Source organism: Xanthomonas sp. NCPPB 3005 (assembly GCF_041228095.2).
Taxonomy (GTDB): Bacteria; Pseudomonadota; Gammaproteobacteria; order Xanthomonadales; family Xanthomonadaceae; genus Xanthomonas_A; species Xanthomonas_A bonasiae.
In genome coordinates, this window is sequence record NZ_CP166096.2 from 1,870,778 (window position 1) to 1,889,887 (window position 19,110).

General features: G+C 68.8%; 14 protein-coding genes. 9 read left to right on the forward strand and 5 right to left on the reverse strand.

Features of this window, described 5'->3' with window-relative positions; genetic code table 11:
* Positions 1-16 precede the first annotated feature (16 nt).
* A complete protein-coding gene (locus AB8810_RS07985; protein ID WP_369916141.1) occupies positions 17-697 on the reverse strand; it encodes a TetR/AcrR family transcriptional regulator in 681 nt (226 codons plus the stop codon).
* Between the two features lie 211 nt (positions 698-908).
* Here AB8810_RS07985 and AB8810_RS07990 point away from each other — a divergent pair, with 211 nt between their 5' ends.
* The 5 genes from AB8810_RS07990 (at position 909) to AB8810_RS08010 (ending at position 6,896) form a co-directional block, all read left to right on the forward strand.
* Entirely contained in the window at positions 909-1,571 is a 663-nt protein-coding gene (locus AB8810_RS07990; RefSeq protein ID WP_369916143.1) for a DUF3313 domain-containing protein, read from the forward strand.
* A 55-nt stretch (positions 1,572-1,626) separates the two neighbouring features.
* The gene (locus AB8810_RS07995; RefSeq protein ID WP_369916145.1) at positions 1,627-2,652 is read left to right on the forward strand and encodes a MipA/OmpV family protein; all 1,026 of its coding nucleotides are present in this window, start codon (positions 1,627-1,629) and stop codon (positions 2,650-2,652) included.
* Positions 2,642-3,733, forward strand: a complete 1,092-nt coding sequence (locus tag AB8810_RS08000) for a lipid A deacylase LpxR family protein (RefSeq protein WP_369916147.1) — start codon at positions 2,642-2,644, stop codon at positions 3,731-3,733. Before AB8810_RS07995 ends, AB8810_RS08000 begins: the two co-directional genes overlap by 11 nt.
* A 62-nt stretch (positions 3,734-3,795) precedes the next feature.
* A complete protein-coding gene (locus AB8810_RS08005; protein ID WP_369916149.1) occupies positions 3,796-4,791 on the forward strand; it encodes an NAD-dependent epimerase/dehydratase family protein in 996 nt (331 codons plus the stop codon).
* Between the two features lie 170 nt (positions 4,792-4,961).
* Positions 4,962-6,896 carry an alpha/beta hydrolase family protein gene (locus AB8810_RS08010; protein ID WP_369916151.1) on the forward strand — a complete coding sequence of 645 codons (1,935 nt, stop codon included), beginning with the start codon at positions 4,962-4,964 and terminating at the stop codon, positions 6,894-6,896.
* A 93-nt stretch (positions 6,897-6,989) separates the two neighbouring features.
* Here the strand turns inward: AB8810_RS08010 and AB8810_RS08015 are convergent, their stop codons facing one another.
* Positions 6,990-7,424 (reverse strand): hypothetical protein, encoded by a 435-nt coding sequence (locus tag AB8810_RS08015; RefSeq protein ID WP_369916153.1) that lies wholly within the window; start codon positions 7,422-7,424, stop codon positions 6,990-6,992.
* Positions 7,425-7,568: 144 nt separating this feature from the next.
* Positions 7,569-9,335 (reverse strand): peptide MFS transporter, encoded by a 1,767-nt coding sequence (locus AB8810_RS08020; RefSeq protein WP_369916155.1) that lies wholly within the window; start codon positions 9,333-9,335, stop codon positions 7,569-7,571.
* Positions 9,336-10,041: 706 nt separating this feature from the next.
* Here AB8810_RS08020 and AB8810_RS08025 point away from each other — a divergent pair.
* From AB8810_RS08025 to AB8810_RS08035, 3 genes are all read left to right on the forward strand, one after another.
* Positions 10,042-12,006 (forward strand): OPT family oligopeptide transporter, encoded by a 1,965-nt coding sequence (locus AB8810_RS08025; RefSeq protein ID WP_179566105.1) that lies wholly within the window; start codon positions 10,042-10,044, stop codon positions 12,004-12,006.
* A gap of 206 nt (positions 12,007-12,212) precedes the next feature.
* Positions 12,213-14,282 (forward strand): prolyl oligopeptidase family serine peptidase, encoded by a 2,070-nt coding sequence (locus tag AB8810_RS08030; protein ID WP_369916157.1) that lies wholly within the window; start codon positions 12,213-12,215, stop codon positions 14,280-14,282.
* A gap of 199 nt (positions 14,283-14,481) precedes the next feature.
* On the forward strand, positions 14,482-15,726 hold the full coding sequence (locus AB8810_RS08035; protein ID WP_369916159.1) for a DUF819 domain-containing protein: 1,245 nt from the start codon (positions 14,482-14,484) through the stop codon (positions 15,724-15,726).
* 100 nt (positions 15,727-15,826) lie between these two features.
* Here the strand turns inward: AB8810_RS08035 and AB8810_RS08040 are convergent, their stop codons facing one another.
* Together AB8810_RS08040 and AB8810_RS08045 are read right to left on the reverse strand one after the other, a co-directional pair.
* Positions 15,827-17,023 carry an XVIPCD domain-containing protein gene (locus tag AB8810_RS08040; RefSeq protein ID WP_191825694.1) on the reverse strand — a complete coding sequence of 399 codons (1,197 nt, stop codon included), beginning with the start codon at positions 17,021-17,023 and terminating at the stop codon, positions 15,827-15,829.
* Positions 17,024-17,057: 34 nt separating this feature from the next.
* Positions 17,058-17,825, reverse strand: a complete 768-nt coding sequence (locus tag AB8810_RS08045; protein ID WP_369916161.1) for an ankyrin repeat domain-containing protein — start codon at positions 17,823-17,825, stop codon at positions 17,058-17,060.
* Between the two features lie 290 nt (positions 17,826-18,115).
* Here AB8810_RS08045 and AB8810_RS08050 point away from each other — a divergent pair, with 290 nt between their 5' ends.
* On the forward strand, positions 18,116-18,802 hold the full coding sequence (locus AB8810_RS08050; protein WP_206229216.1) for an HAD family hydrolase: 687 nt from the start codon (positions 18,116-18,118) through the stop codon (positions 18,800-18,802).
* The last annotated feature ends 308 nt before the right edge of the window (positions 18,803-19,110 follow it).

The following is a 19,110-nucleotide window of genomic DNA, read 5'->3' on the forward strand; positions in this document are numbered from 1 at the left end:
CGCGGCCGCGCAACGATCAGGCGCGGGCGCGCTTGCGCGCCGCGGGTTTGCCGGCCGTGCGCGACGCGGCGCTGGCTGCCTGCCGCGGTGCGGCGCCGAGCAGGAACAGCTCGACCGCGCGTTCCACCATCTTGCGCACCGCCGAGGGCGGCAGCGGCGGCGGATCGCGCTGGTAGATGCGCACTTCCACTTCCGCGGTCAGCAGCGCCAGGAAGTGCAGGGCGGCGATGGTCGGGTCGCTGTTGCGCAGCTCGCCGCGCGCCATCGCCGCTTCCAGCACCGCGGCCACCGCCACCACCGATTCGCTGGGGCCGGCCTGGTAGAACAGCTGCCCGACCTCGGAGCGGCCGGCCTCGGCCACCACCATGCGGTAGACCGCGATGGCGAGCGCATCGTTGGTCACCACCTGCAGCATGCATTCGCCGAAGTGCAGCAGCATCGACTGCAGGTCGGTCTCGCCGGCCAGGGGCGCCTGCAGGCGCCGGATCGCGTCGGATAGATGCGCGGTCGCCGCGGCGCGCACCACCGCGCTGAACAGTTCCTCCTTGGACGCGAAATAGCCGTACAGGGTGGCCTTGGAGCCGCCCAGCCGCTTGGCCAGTTCGTTCATCGAGGCGCGCTCGTAGCCCAGTTCCTGGAACAGTTTCGTCGCCGCCTCGACGATGGCCTCGCGTCGGGCCTCGGTTCGAACCTTCATTGCGCCTCCTAAAGTGAACTCAACTGTACATTTTTCTTGACAGTGGGGAAATTCGCTTCTAATAATAAACCGTACAGTACGGTTTCATTTCGAGGCGACGATGCCTCGGCCAGCGATCGGCGGCGTCGGTCGCGGCGATGCCGCACTGCGATGTTCCGTGCACCACCGCGCGAAGCGGCTGTCCCGTCGAATCTACGAAAAGGGCTCTCCCATGAAACGTTCTTCCTTGCTCTGCCCGCTGGCGCTGGCGATCTGCCTGGGTGCAGTCGGTTGCGCCAGCACGCGTCCGGTCGTCTACAGCGGGCTTGCTTCGTCGCAGCAGTTGCGGCCGAACCTCGGCGACCGCTCCGGCCGGGTTCCGTACGACTACGCGGCCGGCGCCGACTGGCGCGACTACGACAGCGCGGTGATCGAGCCGGTGGCGATCTATCAGGGGCCGGACAGCCAGTTCGACGAAAAGGTGACCGAGCAGGACAAGGCGGAGCTGGCGAATTTCATGCGCGCCACGTTCGGCGAAGCGCTGCAGGCGCGCTTTGCGCTGCTGGACCGGCCGCGGCCGGGTTCGCTGCGCGTGGCGGTGACCCTGACCGGCGCCAAGAAGACGCCGCAGGTGGCCGGCACGGTGACCAAGTTCGATCTGGCTGGCGGCCCGTACAACGTGGTGCAGTCGATCCGCGGCAAGGAAGGCGCCTTGTCCGGTTCGGTCAGCTACGCGGTGGAGATCTACGACGCCGGCAACAACCGCCTGCTCGGCGCCTACGTGTCCAAGCAGTATCCGAACGCGATGAACGTCAAGGCCAGCATCGGTGGCCTGGGCGCGGCGAAGGCGGGGATCCGCAAGGGCGCCGAGGATCTGGTCGCACGGTTGAACTAGTGCCGTCGCGGCAGGCGACAGGCCACGCCGCCGTGTCGCCAACGCCATCGCGCCCATGCAGTGCCGGCCGCCGCGCGCATGCCTGGATGTCGTTGCGGCGGCGGCTGCGTCCACCGTGTCGCCGCACGTTGCGCCGCCTCGCGCACAGCTGCTTTCCGTTCCGCTTCTCTCCGATCAGGACACCCCCATGCGCCCGCGTCGACCCACTCCGCCACGCCTTCCGCATAGCCTGCGTCCGGGATTGCAGGCGCTCTACGATCTTCCCGATATCCCGCCGCGTCGGCGTATGCCGGCGGCGTCGCTGTTCTGGCGCGGCGCGGTCGTGGCGGTCGTCCTGGCCGCGCTGCTGGTGCTGCCGATCCATGCAGCCTGGGCAGCGACGGCCGACGACGACAGCGCGCCGGCACGCGGCTCGCGCTGGGGCCTGGGCATGGCCGCACTGACGGTGCACAAGCCGTACCGCGGGGTCGAGCCGGACCTGATCGCGCTGCCCTTGCTGGTCTACGAGAGCAAATGGTGGAGCGTGTACGGGCCTTCGCTGAGCCTGAATCTGCCGTCGCTGGGGCCGGTGGCGTTGTCGTTGACCACGCGGCTGTCCCACGACGGCTACGAAGCATCCGATTCGCCGTCCCTGGACGGGATGCAGCAGCGCAAGGATCGGCTGTGGCTCGGCGGTTCTGGCACGTGGCGCACCGGCATCGCCAACACGACGCTGGAGTGGATGCACGACGTGTCCGGCTACAGCCGCGGGCAGCGCATCGGCCTTTCGGTCGAGCATGTCTTCGATCTCGGCCTGTTCGAACTGATTCCGCGGCTGGGTGCGGCATGGCTGGATCGCCGCTACGTGGACTATTACTACGGCGTGCGGCCGCAGGAAGCGCGTGCGCAGCGGCTGCCGTATCGCCCCGGCGCCAGCATCAATGTCGAGGCCGGTCTGCGCGCGGCCTACCGCGTCGCGCACCGCGACTCGTTATTCCTCGATGTGGGTGTGGATCGCCTCGGTGCGCAGATCCGCGACAGCCCGCTGGTCGACAGCGCGCTGCAGTCGCGCATCGTGCTGGGCTACGTGCATGTGTTTTGAGCGCGCGCCGCGCTCGGTGCATGCGCTGGATCGTCGGCGACGGCGCGGTGGCAGCTGTTGGCTGTGGCTGGCCGCGGCCTTGGCCGTGCCGGACCTGGCTGCGGCGCAGGCATGCGCGACGCCTGCGGCGCAACGCGGCCCGGCGCTGTTCGATCTGCGCCTGGACAACGATTTCCTCGGCCTGGCGCAGCAGGACCAGGGCTATACCAACGGTGCGGTGGCCAGCGTGGTACTGCCGGATCTGGTCGGCGCGGCGGCCGATCCCTGCCGCGCTCGTGTCGCGCGCTGGCTCAACGCGCGCACCGAGCAGTGGTTCCCCGGCCGCTTCACCCGCCAGCAGCTGACGGTCAGCCTCGGCCAGGGCCTGTTCACGCCGACCGACGGCAAGCGCGCCGATCCGATCCTCGACGATCGTCCGTATGCGGCGGTGGCGATGCTCGGTCTTGGCTACAACCTCGGCGATGCGCGCAGCCTGCGCAGCACGCAGTTGCGCATCGGCATGGTCGGTCCGTCGGCGCGCGGGCGCGAGGTGCAGGACGCGGTGCACGGCGTGTTCGGGCTGCAGCGCTTCCAGGGCTGGGACCGGCAGTTGCGTGATCGGCCGGTGCTGCAGCTGGTGCACGAACGCCTGCAGCGCTGGCCGGGATCGGCGCCGGGCGACGGGTGGGGTTGGGACGGCGTCGGCCATGTCGGCGCCAGCGTCGGCAATTTCGCCCGTTATGCCAACGCCGGATTCGAATGGCGCTGGGGCCGGCGCTTGCCGGACGATTTCGGCAGCGATCCGTTGCGCCCGGCCGGCGGGCACAGTGCGATGGCCGCGGCCGGATGGGCCGCGCGGCCGTGGGCCTGGCATCTGTTCGTCGGCATCGACGCGCGCTGGATGGCCCACGACCTGACGCTGCAGGGGCAGTCCGGGCAGCGCATCGATCCGCGCCCGTGGGTGGGCGATCTCGCCGCCGGCGCGGTGCTGCGGCGCGGCCGTTGGCAGGCGACGCTGGCGCAGTACCGGCGCACGCGCGAGTTCGACCAGCAGCGCGAGCCGGCGGTGTTCGGCAGCCTCAGTATCAGCCGCGCGTTCTAGCCATGGCCACGCTCTGCGATGACGTGACCAGGATGCGTGGGCGGCACCAGGAGTGCGTGCTGGTGACCGACGGTTTCGGCTACCTGGGACGCTGGATCGTCGTCGCGCTGTTGCGCGACGGCTACCGGGTGCGTGCGGCGGTGGCCGATCCGCGCTGGGAAGCGGAGATCCGCGGCGCGATCGCGCTGCACGCGAACGCCGCCGGCCGGTTCGACATCGTCGCCGCCGATGTCCAGTGCGACGCCGGCTGGGAGCGCGCGATCGCCGGTTGCGCGTTCGTGCTGCATAACGCCGCGCCGCTCGTGGCCGGCACGCCGCGGCGCACGGAGCTGGCGCAGCGCGCGCAGCAGGCGACGTGGCGTGTGCTGCACGCGGCCGACCGCGCCGGCGTGCAACGCGTGGTGATGACCGCGCCGGCGCTGGCGGCGCTGCCGCCGTGCGGAGCGACGCGCCATGCCGACGAGAGTTGCTGGACCCGGATGGAGGCGGTGCGGCTGGACGCGCGAACGCAGATGCGGATCCTCGCCGAGCGCGATGCGTGGGCGTTCGTCGAACGCCACCGCAGCCGCATGCAGTTGACCACGCTGCTGGCCGGTTCGGTGCATGGGCCGCTGCTGGGCGCCGACACCCCGGCCTCGGCGCAACTGCTCGCGTGCCTGCTCAACGGCCGCGTGCGGCGGCTGCCGCGGCTGGGGTTCGACGTGGCCGACGCGCGCGATCTGGCCGCGCTGCACCTGCGCGCGATGCGGCATCCGGACGCCGCCGATCAGCGCTTCCTGGCTGTCGGCGAGCATATGCAGATCGACGAGATCGTGACCTTGCTGCGCGCGCGTTTCCCGCAATACGCCGCACGCATGCCCACGCGCGTGGCGTCCGCCCTGAGCGCGTGCCTGGACCGGCTGTTCGACACCGGCGTGCAGCGCCTCGCGCCGGAGTTGTGCCGTTGCCGCGACTACGACACGTCCAAGGCGACGCGGGTGCTCGGCTGGTCGCCGCGTCCTGCGCGCGACAGCCTGATCGACGCGGCCAGGAGCCTGATCCTGGCGGGGCAGGTATAGCGTTGCACTCGGCCATTTTCTTGTCATGTCCGGCGGCGACCGCTTCCGCTACGTGCGCGCCGTATTACACTTCGCCCGCAAGCCAAACCAACACATGGATACAGGGGATAGGGATGAGCGGGAGACTGGGGGCAGTCGCGTTGTGCTGTTTGCTGGGGATGGGGATCGGAATGGGGAGCGCGCAGGCGCAGGTGAATCTGGCGCCGTTCCTGATGAAGGAACAGGTCGTCGAGCTGAAGCTGTCGCCGACCGGCGAGTATTACGCGGCCACCGTGCCGCTGGCGGACCGCACCGCGCTGGCGGTGATGCGCCGCTCCGACAACAAGATCGTCGGCAGTTTCTCGATGGAGAAGAACACCCATGTCGCCGACTTCGAGTGGGTCAACGACACGCGTGTGTTGTTCAGCATGGACATCAAGATCGGGGCGATGGATGAGCCACGTCCCACTGGCGAGCTGTTCGCGATCAATGCCGACGGCAGCGCGGCCGAGCTGCTGGTGGGCCAGCGCGTTACCGGCAGCGGTCCGGGCACGCTGATCCAGACAAAGAAGGTGGAGGACGTCATCGCGCACATGGTCGGCCGATTGCCCGGCGACGACCGCAATGTGGTGATCCAGGTGCGTCCGTTCAGCGTCAACAAGGATCCGTACAGCCGCAGCGAGGTACTGGACGTGTACAGCGGCCGCCGGCGGCCGCTGGTCGGCTCGCCGAAGGTGCGTAGGGCCAAGTTCTACAGCGACGAGCAAGGCAAGGTGCGTTTTGCCTGGGGTGCCGATGCCGACAATGCCAACAAGCTGTTCTACCGCGACGCACAAGGCGGCGACTGGCGGCTGATCAACGACGAGAACCTCAGCCATCACGCCGAATGGCCGATCGGCCTTTCCGAAGACGGGCGCACCGCGTATCTGCAGGTCCAGCAGGACAAGGGCAGCGACGCGATCGTGGCCTGGAACGTGGACAGCAACGAGCGCAAGCAGGTGGCACGCGATGTCCTGGCCGATCCGTTCCGTGTCCTCTATCGCCACGATACCCGTGTCCCGGTGGGGATCCAGGTACTGGGCGACAAGCCGCGCAGCCTGTTCTTCGACCCGGCCTCGCCCGAGGCCAAGACCCAGCGCTCGCTGGAGGCGGCGTTCCCGGGGCAGGCGGTCTACGTGACCTCCAGCACCCGCGATGGCCGGCTCAACCTGGTGCAGGTGCTGTCCGGACGCAATCCCGGCGAGTTTTATCTGTTCGACACCGTGGCGAAGAAGGCGGATTTCGCATTCGCCAGCCGTGCCGCGTTGCAGCCGCCGAAGCTGGCCGAGGTGCGGCCGATCGCATTGCAGGCGCGCGACGGCCTGCCGCTGCACGGCTTCGTGACCCTGCCAGCGGCGGCTGCGGCCGGCAAGGTGCCGATGGTGGTGATGCCGCATGGCGGCCCGTTCGGCGTGTTCGACGACGGCCTGTTCGATCAGGATGCGCAGATCCTGGCCAGCGCCGGTTATGCGGTGCTGCAGGTCAACTACCGCGGTTCGGGCAACTACGGACGCGCCTTCCACCAGGCCGGCGGCGGGCAATGGGGCGGTGCGATGCAGGACGACGTGACCGACGCCACGCGTTGGGCCATCGCTCAGGGCATCGCCGATCCTGCGCGCATCTGCATGTACGGTGCCAGCTATGGTGCCTATGCGTCGCTGATGGGCGTGGCCAAGGAACCGGCGCTGTACCGCTGTGCGGCCGGCTATGTCGGCGTCTACGATTTGCCGATGATGTACGTCAGGGGCGACACCTACCAGAGCGACTCCGATCAGACATTTCTGCGCGAATGGGTGGGATCGAGCGCCGAACTGGCCGCGGTGTCGCCGGTCAATCTCGCCGACAAGATCAAGGTGCCGGTGTTCCTGGCGGCGGGCGGCGAGGACGAACGTGCGCCGATCCAGCATTCGAAGAAGATGGAAGCGGCGCTGAAGAAGGCCGGCGTACCAGTGGAGACGCTGTATGTCCCGACCGAGGGCCACGGCTTCTACACCGAGGAACACCGCCGTGAGTTCTACACCCGGCTGCTGGCGTTCCTGAGCCGCTCGCTGGGCGGTGCACAGGCGGCGCCGGCGCCTGCGCGCTAGTCGTTGCGAGGCTAGCGCTGCCATGCGCAGGCACCCGTAACCGGCGAAGACCGATCCGCGGCCCGACCCCATGGTCGGGCCGCAGGTCGCGCATCACTTCTGACTGGGGTAGGTCAGTGTCACCAGCTGGCACTTGGAGCTCTTGCCGCCATCGTAGTCGTAGATGACGTGCAGGTTGATGCCCTTCGAATTGACGATGGGCAGCACGATCTGCCAACGATTGGGCTTGCCTTCCGGTTCCTCGCGCACCTTCTTCCGGATTTCCGATTCCAGGTCCGACGGCGTGTTGATGCCGTCGGCAGGGCCGCGTTCGCGCACGCGGCTGTAGAAATGGAAACCGTTGTCGGTCCACTGCCGCGGCAGCATCTTGTTCCAGGCCGAATTGGTCACCTGTTTCCACTGCTGATCGATGTTGCCGCTCAGCTGAAACGGATACGGGCACGCGGCCTGCGCCGCCGTGGTGCCCAGGCACAGGGCCAGACAGGCCACTGTCTGCGCGGCGAAAATCTTCCACTTCATGGTCTTCATTGCGGTCCTCCGTTGCGATGCATGTGGTCCATGCGCCCGGCTCGGTGCCCGGCGCCTGCGCAGGCGGTGCCTGCGATCCGCATGACGTGCGCGCGGCCGCGTTGTGAAACGCCGGCACATTGCTGTGCCCGCGCCGGGATCCGCTCAACGCACCCCGTGCATCATCCGCCGCAGCAGCGGCGCGGCCAGGAAGGCCAGCACCGCGCAGCCCACGCCGATCCACAGCATCAGCCAGAACAGGTGCGCGTACTTGGCGGCGGCGTCGGCGACGTTCAGCGCTTCGCCTTCCGGTACGTCGATCGCGGCGAGCTTGCCGAACAGCGCGGCCAGCGCTTCGGAGAACGCCGTGGCCAGGAACCAGGTGCCCATCATCAGGCTGACCACGCGCGGCACCGCGAGCTGGGTCACCGCCGACAGGCCGACCGGCGACAGGCACATCTCGCCGGCTTCCAGCACCAGATAGGCCAGCACCAGCCACCACACGCTGGCCATCTGTCCGCTGGCGCCGACCTGCTGCGCGGCCAGCGCCAGCGGCACGAACGACACCCCGGCCAGCAACAGGCCCATCGCCGACTTGGCCGGCTTGGACGGCTCCAGGCCGCGCCGTTCCAGCCACGCCCACAGCGCGGCGAACAGCGGCGCCAGCAGCACCAGGAACAGCGCCCCCAGGTAGGTCAGCGAACCGGCGGTCTGCGGCAGCACCAGACAGTCGCGGACCAGGAGCAGCAGCATCAGCACGCTGACCGCGACGAACAGCAGGCGCGGCGCGGCCGAGGTCGGGTTGCGGTCGGACAGCGACGCCGCGGCGACGAAGCCCAGCGGCGCCAGCAGCAACGAAGCGATCGACCACGGCAGCGGCGTGCCAGTGCGGATCACCAGCGACGGCACGATGTCCTTGGTCATCAGCCGGTCGGTGAAGGTGACCCAGGAACCGTAGGTCTGCTCGTACAGGGTGAAGTACACCAGCGCCATCGCGATCAGCACCATCAGCGCGATCATCTGCTGGCGCTGTACCGGCGTGCACTGGGTGCCGGTGAACCAGGCGAACCACAGCAGCACGCCGCCGAGCACCACCAGCATCAGCAGCAAGGCCAGCGAGATCTCGCCGCCCAGGCTGAAGGCGCCATTGGCCGCGGCCCACATCAGCCAGGCCACCGGCAGCACGCCGAGCACCGCGACCAGATAGATCGCCCATTCGCGCGGCAGCCCGGCCACGCGCTGGCGCAGCAGCGCCGGTTGCGCCGGCTCGGCATGGCCGTGCAGGTATTTCTGGCCCCACAGGAACATGCCCAGGCCGAGCAGCATGCCGATCCCGGCGGCGCCGAAACCGTAGCGCCAGCCGTAGGCTTCGCCGAGGAAGCCGCACACCAGCGAGGCGAACAGCGCGCCGAGGTTGATGCCGGCATAGAACAGCGAGAAGCCGGAGTCGCGGCGCGGATCGTCCTGGGCGTACAGCTTGCCGACGATGGTGGAGATGTTGGGCTTGAGGAAGCCCACGCCCATGATGATCAGCGCCAGCGACAGGTAGGTCACGCCCAGCGACGCGGTATCGCGGACCACTTCGCCACCGACCCGCGTGGCGGCGTGGCCTTCGAAGGCCATGCCGACGTGGCCGAGCACCAGCAGGATGCCGCCGAATACCACCGCCTTGCGCATGCCCAGCCAGCGGTCGGCGAGCAGGCCCCCGATCACCGGCACGCAGTACACCAGCCCGCCATAGGCGCCGAGCAGGTCGAGCCCGGCCTTGTCGCCGAACAGGTGGTACTTGGTCAGGTACAACAGCAGCAGCGCCTTCATCCCGTAGAAGGAGAAGCGCTCCCACATCTCGGTGAAGAAACAGACGTAGACGCCCTTGGGGTGGCCGAGGAAATCGTCGCGCGCGTCGCGGGCGGGGAGGGCGGTGGCGGACACGGCTGGCCTGGGGCGGGAAGGGCAGCGGCGGAGTATAGGCGTGCCGGCGGCGCTTGGCTGAGTCGCGGCAGCGTGGCGATATTTCCTCCTTCGGGACCATGGCTCTTTTGGGGGAGAAGGTGCCCCGCCGGGGCGGATGAGGGTGCGGGCGCAGCCTCATGGGAGCGAAGCAGTGCGAGGCTTCGCCGCGTACCCTCACCCCAACCCCTCTCCCGATGGGAGAGGGGCGATCGCGGTTCCTTCTCCCGCCGGGACCATGGCCCCCTTTTCGGGGGAAGGTGCCCCGTAGGGGCGGATGAGGGTGCGAGCGCAGCTTCATGGAGGCGAAGCAGTGCGAGGCTTCGCACGGACCCTCACCCCAACCCCTCTCCCGATGGGAGAGGGGCGATCGCGGTTCCTTCTCCCACCGGGACCATGGCCCCCTTTTCGGGGAAGGTGCCCCGTAGGGGCGGATGAGGGTGCGGGCGCAGCTTCATGGGGGCGAAACAGCGCGAGGCTTCGCCCCGTACCCTCACCCCAACCCCTCTCTCGATGGGAGAGGGGCTGCCCATTGGCCGCCGGGGCGCCGCTGCATTTGCAAATCCCCAATCCCCAATCCCAAATCCCCGCCTCCCAGGCATGTGCCACAAGCTGGGCGCCGGGATGCTGGACTTGCCCAGCCCCAGACGCTAGCGTGGAAAACGTTTTTGTCGTTTCAGGGGTAACCATGAACAACGCTGCTGCGCCGCGTCAGCTCACTTTCCGCGCGGTCGTGCTGGCGATCGTGCTGGCCGTCGTGCTGTCGGCCGCCAACGCCTACCTGGGGCTGTTCGCCGGCCTGACCATCGCCACCGCGATCCCGGCGGCGGTGGTGTCGATGGGCGTGCTGCGCCTGCTCGGCGGCGGCACCATCCTGGAGAACAACATCGTGCAGACCGGCGCCTCGGCCGGTTCGTCGATCGCGGCGGGGGTGATCTTCACCATCCCGGCGCTGGTGATCATGGGCTACTGGCCGGACTTCAAGTACTGGTGGGTGCTCGGCATCGCCGGCATGGGCGGCCTGCTCGGGGTGCTGTTCTCGGTGCCGCTGCGGCGCTCGATGATCGTCGAGGATCCGCTGCCGTTCCCCGAGGGCAAGGCCGCGGCCGAAGTGCTCAAGGCCGGCGAGAATCCCGGACCGGGACTGAAGATCCTGGCGCTGTCGGCGACCATCGGCGGACTGGTCAAGCTGGCAGCGGCCAGCGGCCTGAAAGTGATTCCCGACACCTGGGCGCAGGCCACCTACCTGGGCAGCAGCAAGCTGGTCGGCTACGTCGGCACCAACCTGTCGCCGGCGCTGCTCGGGGTCGGCTACATCGTCGGGCTCAACGTCGGCATCGTCGTGCTGTCCGGCTCGATCCTGTCCTGGCACATCGCCATTCCGCTGTACCAGCAGTTCTTCATGGGCTCCGATCCGGCGCTGGCGCAGAGCCTGGCCACCGCGCCGGCGGCCGAGGCCGCGTTCGCCATCTGGGCGGCCAAGGTGCGCTACCTGGGCGTGGGCGCGATGCTGATCGGTGGCGTGTGGACGCTGTTTTCGCTGCGCAAGTCGCTGCTGTCCGGGGTCAAGAGCGGCTTCGCCGCCGCGCGCAAGAGCACCGTCGGCACGGTGGTGGCCGAGACCGACCGCGATCTGCCGATGAAGTGGATGCTGGTCGCCTTGCTGCTGTGCACGCTGCCGCTGCTGGGCCTGTACCAGGCGATCGTCGGCCAGTGGCACGTCAGCATCCCGATGACCTTGATCATGATCGTCGCCGGCTTCCTGTTCGTGTCGGTGTCCGGCTACCTGGCCGGGCTGATCGGCTCGTCGAACAATCCGGTGTCGGGCATCACCATCTCCACCATCCTGTTCGCCTCGGCGGTGCTGGTGCTGCTGCTCGGGCGCGACTCGCCGATCGGCGCGGTCGCCGCGATCATGATCGGCGCAGTGGTGTGCTGCGCTGCAGCGGTAGGCGGCGACAACCTGCAGGATCTGAAGGCCGGTTACCTGGTCGGCGCCACGCCGTGGAAGCAGCAGCTGATGCTGGCCATCGGCGCATTCTCCTGCGCGCTGATCATGGCCCCGGTGCTGAACCTGTTGGCGCAGGCCTACGGCATCGGCGCGGCGACGCCGGAGCATCCGAACTCGTTGGCCGCGCCGCAGGCGACGCTGATGGCCTCGGTGGCCAAGGGCCTGTTCGGCGGCGAGCTGCCGTGGACGATGATCGCCATCGGCGCCGGCGTCGGCGCGGCGATCATCGCCCTGGACGAATGGCTCAAGCGCACCGGCAAGCGTTTCCGCGTGCCGGTGCTGGCCGCGGCGATCGGCATCTACCTGCCGCTGGAACTGATGGTGCCGATCTTCCTCGGCGGGCTGATCACCTACCTGGTCGAGCGCTTCCACAAGATCCGCGCCGACGACGAGGAAGGCCGCGACCGCGTGCACCGTCCGGGCACGCTGTTCGCCGCCGGCCTGATCACCGGCGAGGCGCTGATGGGCATCGCCATCGCGGTGCCGATCGTGGTCTCCGGCCACGCCGACGTGCTGGCGCTGCCTGCCGGCTTCCATCTCAACCAGTGGTACGGCCTGGTCCTGCTCGCCTTCGTCGGCTGGCTGCTGTACCGCACCGGCAAGAAGGGCGAGCCGACCGCACCGCTGCCGCCGTCGGCGTAAGCATCAGCACCCTCGGCAAGACACGAAGCCCGGCCTGCGCCGGGCTTCGTGTTTGTGGCGAGCGCCCCCAAGCGCAACACGCAGTCCGCTCCCGCGAATCCCCAATCCCGAATCCCCAATCCCGGCCCCTCCATGACTTCATGCCTTTGCACCACGTCCACCCGCGCGCCTACCATCGACGTTTTGCCGTGTTCCGGAGACGCCCGATGACCTTGCGCTACGCCTTGCTGCCCCTGTGCCTGCTGACCGCGCTGCCTGCGCTGGCGGCGACCCGCGGTTTCGATGTCCGCGACATGGTGGCGCTGGACCGGGTGTCCTCGCCGCTGCTGACGCCCGACGGCGGCACGGTGATCTTCGCCAAGCGGCAGGTGGACAAGGCCAGCGACAAGGCCAGCACCGGGCTGTGGCTGCGCAATCTGCGCACCCGCGACGCGGCGCCGCCGAAGCGGCTGACCCCGGACGGCTGGAACGTCAATTCGCCGGAACTGTCGGCCGACGGCAAGACCGTGTACTTCCTCAGCGCCAAGTCCGGCCGCCAGCAGCTGTACGCGCTGCCGCTGGCCGGCGGCGCGCCGCGCCAGCTCACCGACTTCGCGCTGGACGTGGACAGCTACCGCGTCGCGCCGCAGGGCGACCGCGTCGCCTTCAGCGCCGGCGTTTTCCAGGACTGCGGTTCCGACCTGGGCTGCACGCAGAAGCGCCTGGACGCGAAGAAGAACGCCAAGGCCAGCGGCGTGGTGTTCGACCAGTTGTTCGTGCGCCACTGGGACACCTGGAACGATGGCCGCCGCAACAGCCTGTTCGTGGCGCCGCTGCCCGGCGACGCCAAGGCCAAGCCGGTGGTCGGCGCCTCGGCGATCAGCGTGACCCTGGCCGGCGACATTCCGTCCAAGCCGTTCGGCGGCAGCGAGGACTACACCTGGGCGCCGGACGGGCAGTCGCTGGTGGCCAGCGTGCGCGTGGCCGGGCGCGAGGAGCCGTGGTCGACCAACTTCGACCTGTACCGGCTGGATGCGGCGGGCAAGGCCGCGCCGGTCAACCTGACCGCGGCCAACCCGGCCTGGGACGCCGGCCCGGTGTTCTCCGCCGACGGCAAGACCCTGTACTACCGCGCCATGAAGCGCCCCGGTTTCGAAGCCGACCGCTTCGGCCTGATGGCGATGGACGTGGCCAGCGGCAAGACCCGCGAGATCGCGCCGCAGTGGGACCGCTCGGCCGGCGAGATCGTGCCCTCGGCCGACGGCGCCACCGTGTACACCACCGCCGACGACCTCGGCCAGCATCCGCTGTTCGCGGTGGATACCGCCAGCGGCAAGGTCCGCACCGTGGCCGATGGCGGCAGCGTCGGCGCGCCGGTGCTGGCCGGCAGCACGCTCGCGTTCACCCGCAACAGCCTCAAGAGCGGCGACCAGGTGTTCGTCGCCGACGCCGACGGCCAGCATCCGCGCGCGATCACCGCCAGCGCCGGCGAACAGCTGCCGGACGTGGCCTTCGGCGACTACGAGCAGTTCCAGTTCAAGGGCTGGAACGACGAGACCGTGCACGGTTACGTGGTCAAGCCGTACAACTACCAGCCCGGCAAGACCTATCCGGTCGCGTTCCTGATCCACGGCGGCCCGCAGGGCAGCTTCGGCAACGGCTGGAGCAACCGCTGGAATCCGCAGACCTATGCCGGCCAGGGCTACGCGGTGGTGATGATCGATTTCCACGGCTCCACCGGCTACGGCCAGGCGTTCACCGATGCGATCAGCCAGCACTGGGGCGACCGCCCGCTGGAAGACCTGCAGAAGGGCTGGGCCGCGGCGCAGCAGCAGTACAAATTCCTCGATGGCGACAAGGCCTGCGCGCTCGGCGCCAGCTACGGCGGCTACATGGTGTACTGGATGGCCGGCAACTGGAACCAGCCGTGGAAGTGCCTGGTCGACCACGACGGCGTGTTCGACAACCGCACCATGGGCTACGCCACCGAGGAACTGTGGTTCAGCGAGTGGGAGAACGGCGGCACGCCGTGGCAGAACCCGGCCGGCTACGAGAAGTTCAACCCGGTGCTGCACGTGGACAAGTGGAAGGTGCCGATGCTGGTGATCCACGGTCAGCAGGATTTCCGCATCCCGGTGGAGCAGGGCCTGGCCGCGTTCAGCGCGCTGCAGCGCAAGGGCATCGCCTCCAAGTTCCTGTATTTCCCGGACGAAAATCACTGGGTGCTGAAGCCGCAGAACAGCATCCTGTGGCACGACACGGTCAATGGCTGGTTGAAGCAGCATATCGGGCAGTGATGCGCCGGGATTCGGGATTGGGGATTCGGGATGACCAGCCATTCGGCTTTGGAAAGCCGGGATTCGTAACGGCGCAGGCGTTGGCTGAGTCTGCGTCCACACGTTGCCTGACGATCGCGGTGGGCGAGCCTGCGCGATCGAGCTCTGCTTTTCCGATTCCCCGTTCCCGATTCTCCATTCCCGGCCTGCCGAGAACCTGATGCCCACAGATGCCCTGATCCACAACGACATCGTCATCTTCGGCCTGATCGCCGCCACGCTCGGGGCGGTGTTCTGGACCGCCGCGCGGCCGCATGGATTCTGGAAGCGCTTCTACAGCGTCGTGCCGGCGCTGCTGCTGTGCTACCTGATTCCCGGCATCTACAACACCGTCGGGTTGATCGACGGGCAGCACAACCGCCTGTACGACCCGGTCGCGCGCGACGTGCTGCTGCCGGCGGCGCTGGTGCTGCTGACGCTTACCGTCGACCTGAAAGGCATCCTGCGCTTGGGGCCGAAGCTGGTGGCGATGTACCTGGGCGCCTCCTTCAGCATCATGCTCGGCGCGGTGGTCGCGTTCCAACTGATGAAGTGGCTGCATCCGGCCACGGTGGCCGGCGATACCTGGGCCGGCATGGCCGCATTGGCCGGCAGCTGGATCGGCGGCGGCGCCAACATGCTGGCGATGCGCGAAGTGTTCAACGTCGATGCCACCACCTTCGGCCAGTTCGCGGTGGTCGATGTCGGCGTCGGTTACGTGTGGATGGCCTTGCTGATCTTCCTCGCCCCGCGCGCGGCGGCGATCGATGCGCGCAGCGGCGCCGACACCAGCGGCATCGACGATCTCAAGCAGCGTATCGCGCAGTTCCAGGCGCAGCACGAACGCGTCGCCAGCCTGACCGACCTGATGCTGATCGTCGGCCTCGCGTTCGGTGCGGTCGGCCTGGCGCATGCGATCGCGGTGCCGACCGCGGCGTGGTTCGCGGCCAACGTCGCCTGGGCCAAGCAGTTCAGCCTCGGCTCGCCGTTCGTGTGGGTGGTGGTGCTGTCGACCACGATCGGCCTGCTGCTCAGCTTCACCCGCGCACGCACCCTGGAAGGCGCCGGCGCCTCGCGCATCGGCTCGCTGCTGCTGTATTTCCTGATCGCCTGCATCGGCATGCAGATGGACCTGCTGGCGCTGTTCGACCGCCCGTGGATCTTCCTGCTCGGGCTGATCTGGCTGTGCGTGCACATCCTGCTGTTGCTGGCGCTGGGCAAATTGCTGCGGGTGCCGTTCTTCTATTTCGCGATCGGCTCGCAGAGCAACGTCGGCGGCCCGGCCTCGGCACCGGTGGTGGCGGCCGCGTTCCATCCGGCGCTGGCGCCGGTCGGCGTGCTGCTGGGCACGATGGGCTATGCCACCGGCACCTACCTGGCATACCTGGTCGGGATCACCTTGCGCGCGATGGCGGGCGCGGGATAGCGCACCGTCATGACCCTGTAGGAGCGGCTTCAGCCGCGACGGGCTTTACCGATACGTTCTGTCGCGGCTGAAGCCGCTCCTACAGGGGATTTGCGGCGGCCTACTGCTGCAGCGCGACCCGGCGCTGCTGCTCTTCCTGCTGCGGCACGTTCGCCTGCAGATTCTGCTGCTGCAGCTGGCCGACGTTGGCCTGCGCCGGTTCGCTGGCCGCCGCCGCGGTCTGCACCTGGCTGCGCAGATGCGCCGGGTCGTCGGCGCGGCCCTGCACCGCGAACAGGCGGTCGCCGTCGCGGCTGGGCACCAGCTGGTCGATCTGTTTGAGGCCGTCCTGTCCGGCATGCGCGGCGACGCTGGCGGCGGTGTTGAGGAACTGCGCGTCGTCGCGCAGGCCGAGCCGCTCGCGCTGCCCGTCCAGTTGCACCACCGCGTCGTTGAACAGGCGGCTGCCGGTGGGCAGCGCGCGTTCCTGGGTCTGCGCGTGGCTCTGCGATTCCAGTTCCTGCGCCTTGATCACCGAATCGATGCCGTGCAGGTCCAGCCGATGCTTGAGCATCATCCCCGGCACCAGGCGCTGGCCGAACGACAGCGGATCCGGGTCCGGCAACTGGATCTGGTGGCCGGCGGCGTCGGGCATCGCCCATTTCAGCGGGATGCTGTCTTCCTGCAGGTGGGTCAGCAGTTCGTTCTTGACGTGGTAGCCGCGGATCAATCCATCGGCGGCGTAGTCCTTGGCGGCGGACGCGTCCAGACCTTCGCGCTCCAGGGTGCGGTCGTTGACCCCGGCGGCGTTGTAGGTGACCGCCGGCACGTCGTTGACCATCGCCGAGGCCGCGGCCAGGCCGCCGCCGAGCGAATGCCCGGAGATCATCAGGTCCTGGCCGAACGCCTGCTTGGCCTGGCTGCCGAGCTGGATCGCCGAGGCGTACTGCGCGTCGGCGAAGCCCAGGCCCTGGCCGATGTTGTGCTTCCAGTCCTTGCCTTCGTCGGTGCCGCAGAACGCCAGCACCACGTTGCCCTGTTCGTTGCGGTAGAACGCGGCATCGAAGCCGCTCTTGGCATCGTGCAGCATGCCCGGATCGATGCCGGCGCGCTGCACGGCGCCATCGTCCAGGCGGGTCCAGCCGTCGGGCAGCGCCGCGAAGCTTTCCGCGCCGCCGGCGCGGCGCTGGGCGGCCGTGCCGTAGAGATCCTGCAGCAAGGTGGGAAGTTGCGTGTCCACCGCCTGCGGCTGCTGGCCGCGAACGGCTTCGGCGAACGGGGCGGACGCGTCGGTATTGGAAAGATCGTTCTGGCTCATGCGCGGCTCCTTGCGTGTGCTGCGAACAGCCGCCTCAGCGGGCCGCTTCCAGGGGGATGTCGTGGGCGCTCAACCGGTCGCGTACCGCGGCGCGGGTCTGCTGCGCGGTGCTGTTGAGCAGGCGCTCGGGCGTGGTGAAGAAATACGCCTGGAAGGTCTTCTGCTGCGCGTTGCGCAGGCCCGGATCGACCCCGGCCTGCAGCAGTTTCAGCACCCACGGGTTGCCGGCGCTGCTCTGCGCGGCCAGGTGCAGCAGCGAGTTGCCGCTGGCATCGACCCGGTGCGGATCGGCGCCGGCCTGCAGCAGCAGCTGGATCTGTTCGTCGCGCTTGCTCTGCAGCGCGCGGAACAGCGGCGTCCAGTTGCCGCGCGCGCTGACCGGATCCACCGGCGCGCCATGCTGCAGCAGGATCTTCAGGTATTGCGGGTCCTTGGCCATCGCGGCCATGTGCACCACGGTTTCCTGGTCCATGCCCGGTTCCGCCGGATTCGCGCCAGCGTCCAGCAAGGCACTGAGCGCGCGCGGCTGTTCGTTCCAGATCGCGTATTCGAGCAGGGTGACGTTCTGGTCGCCGTGCGCGGACAGGTCCACGCCGGGCGCCAGTGCGGCGATGCGCGCCGCGTCGCCGCGCGCGACGGCGGCGGCGATGTCGGCGAGGTGGGGATCGCGGAACGCGACCGAGTGATCCTGCAGCGTGGCTGACATGGCAGAGTGCTCCTTGGCGCCGGGCGGGGCGGCGCATGAGACCGAGATGGACATCGAGGTCGCAAGCGCGATCAGGACGGGGAACTGCTTGCGCATGGAGGGCTCCTTTTCCTGTTCGCGTTCCTGTTGCCGGTGGCGACGTTCCTTGCCACCGTGACCGATGCTAGCAGCTGTCCGGCGCCGGTTCGGTAAGGTTTTGTTACAGCGCTGGCGCGCTCTGCATGGGGTGGTATGCGCGGTGGAGCGCATATCGACCCGGACGAATGTTTGTGCCGGGGGCGGAGAATGGCCCGATTGCGGCGCAATGCACCCGCCGGCGCTGCCGCACGCAGGTGGCGTACATGCGCAACTTGGCATAATGCGGGTTTTCCGCCGAGGCCCTTGCGATGACCGCGACCCCCTTCGACCTGCTGATCAGCGATTGCGACGGCGTGCTCGTCGACAGCGAGGTGCTGGCCGACCGGGTCATGTTCGACGCGCTGGGCGCCTACGTGCCGCGGGCCGAGCTGGAGGCCTACCTCGCCGGCAGTTTCGGCCAGACCGCGCACGAGATCGTGGAGCGGGTGCAGCGGCATTTCGCGGTGACCCTGCCGCCGGGCCTGTTCGAGGAAATCCGGGAACGTTCGGAAGCGTTGATCGCCGCCGAGGTGCAACCGATCGACGGCGTCCGCGAGGCGCTGCTGGCGTTGCCGCTGCCGCTGGCGGTCGCCTCCAACAGCCTGCGCCACAGCGTGGTGGCGTCGGTGGCGCGTGCCGGGCTGACCGAGCGGGTGAACGGCCACATCTTCAGCGCCGACATGGTGGCGCGGCCGAAGCCGGCGCCGGACGTCTACCTGCTGGCCGCACACACCCTGGGCGCGGCGCCGCCGCGGTGCCTGGTGATCGAGGACAGCGTCACCGGCGCCAGCGCGGCGCTGGCCGCAGGCATGACCGTGATCGGTTTCACCGGCGCAGCGCACATCCCGCCAGGCCACGCCGACACCCTGCGTCACCTCGGCGTGGCCGCGGTGATGGAGCACATGCGGCAGTTGCCGCAGGTCTACGCCGAATTGGTGCGCGCGGCGGCGGCGTAGTGTCGATCGAGAGGCCGCGCTGCCGGGTGGCGGCGACGCACAAACGCGGAGTCGGGTCTGTCCGCTCGCTGTGGCCTTGCCGCGGAGCGTGGCGGACGGAAAGAGCGTCTCCGGACAGCATCGCGCCATCCGTGGTGTGTGTCTTCTCCGGGCTGCCTGTCGCGGCTGAAGCCGCTCCTACACGGGGTGGCGCGTGTTCAAAGCATGTCGGAGTGCGCGCTTATGCATCGGAAGCGTCATGGCGTGTCTTCCGCATCCGCGATGCCCTCAGGCACCGCGCTCCCGCCGTTGCCAATCCCGGCTTTCCA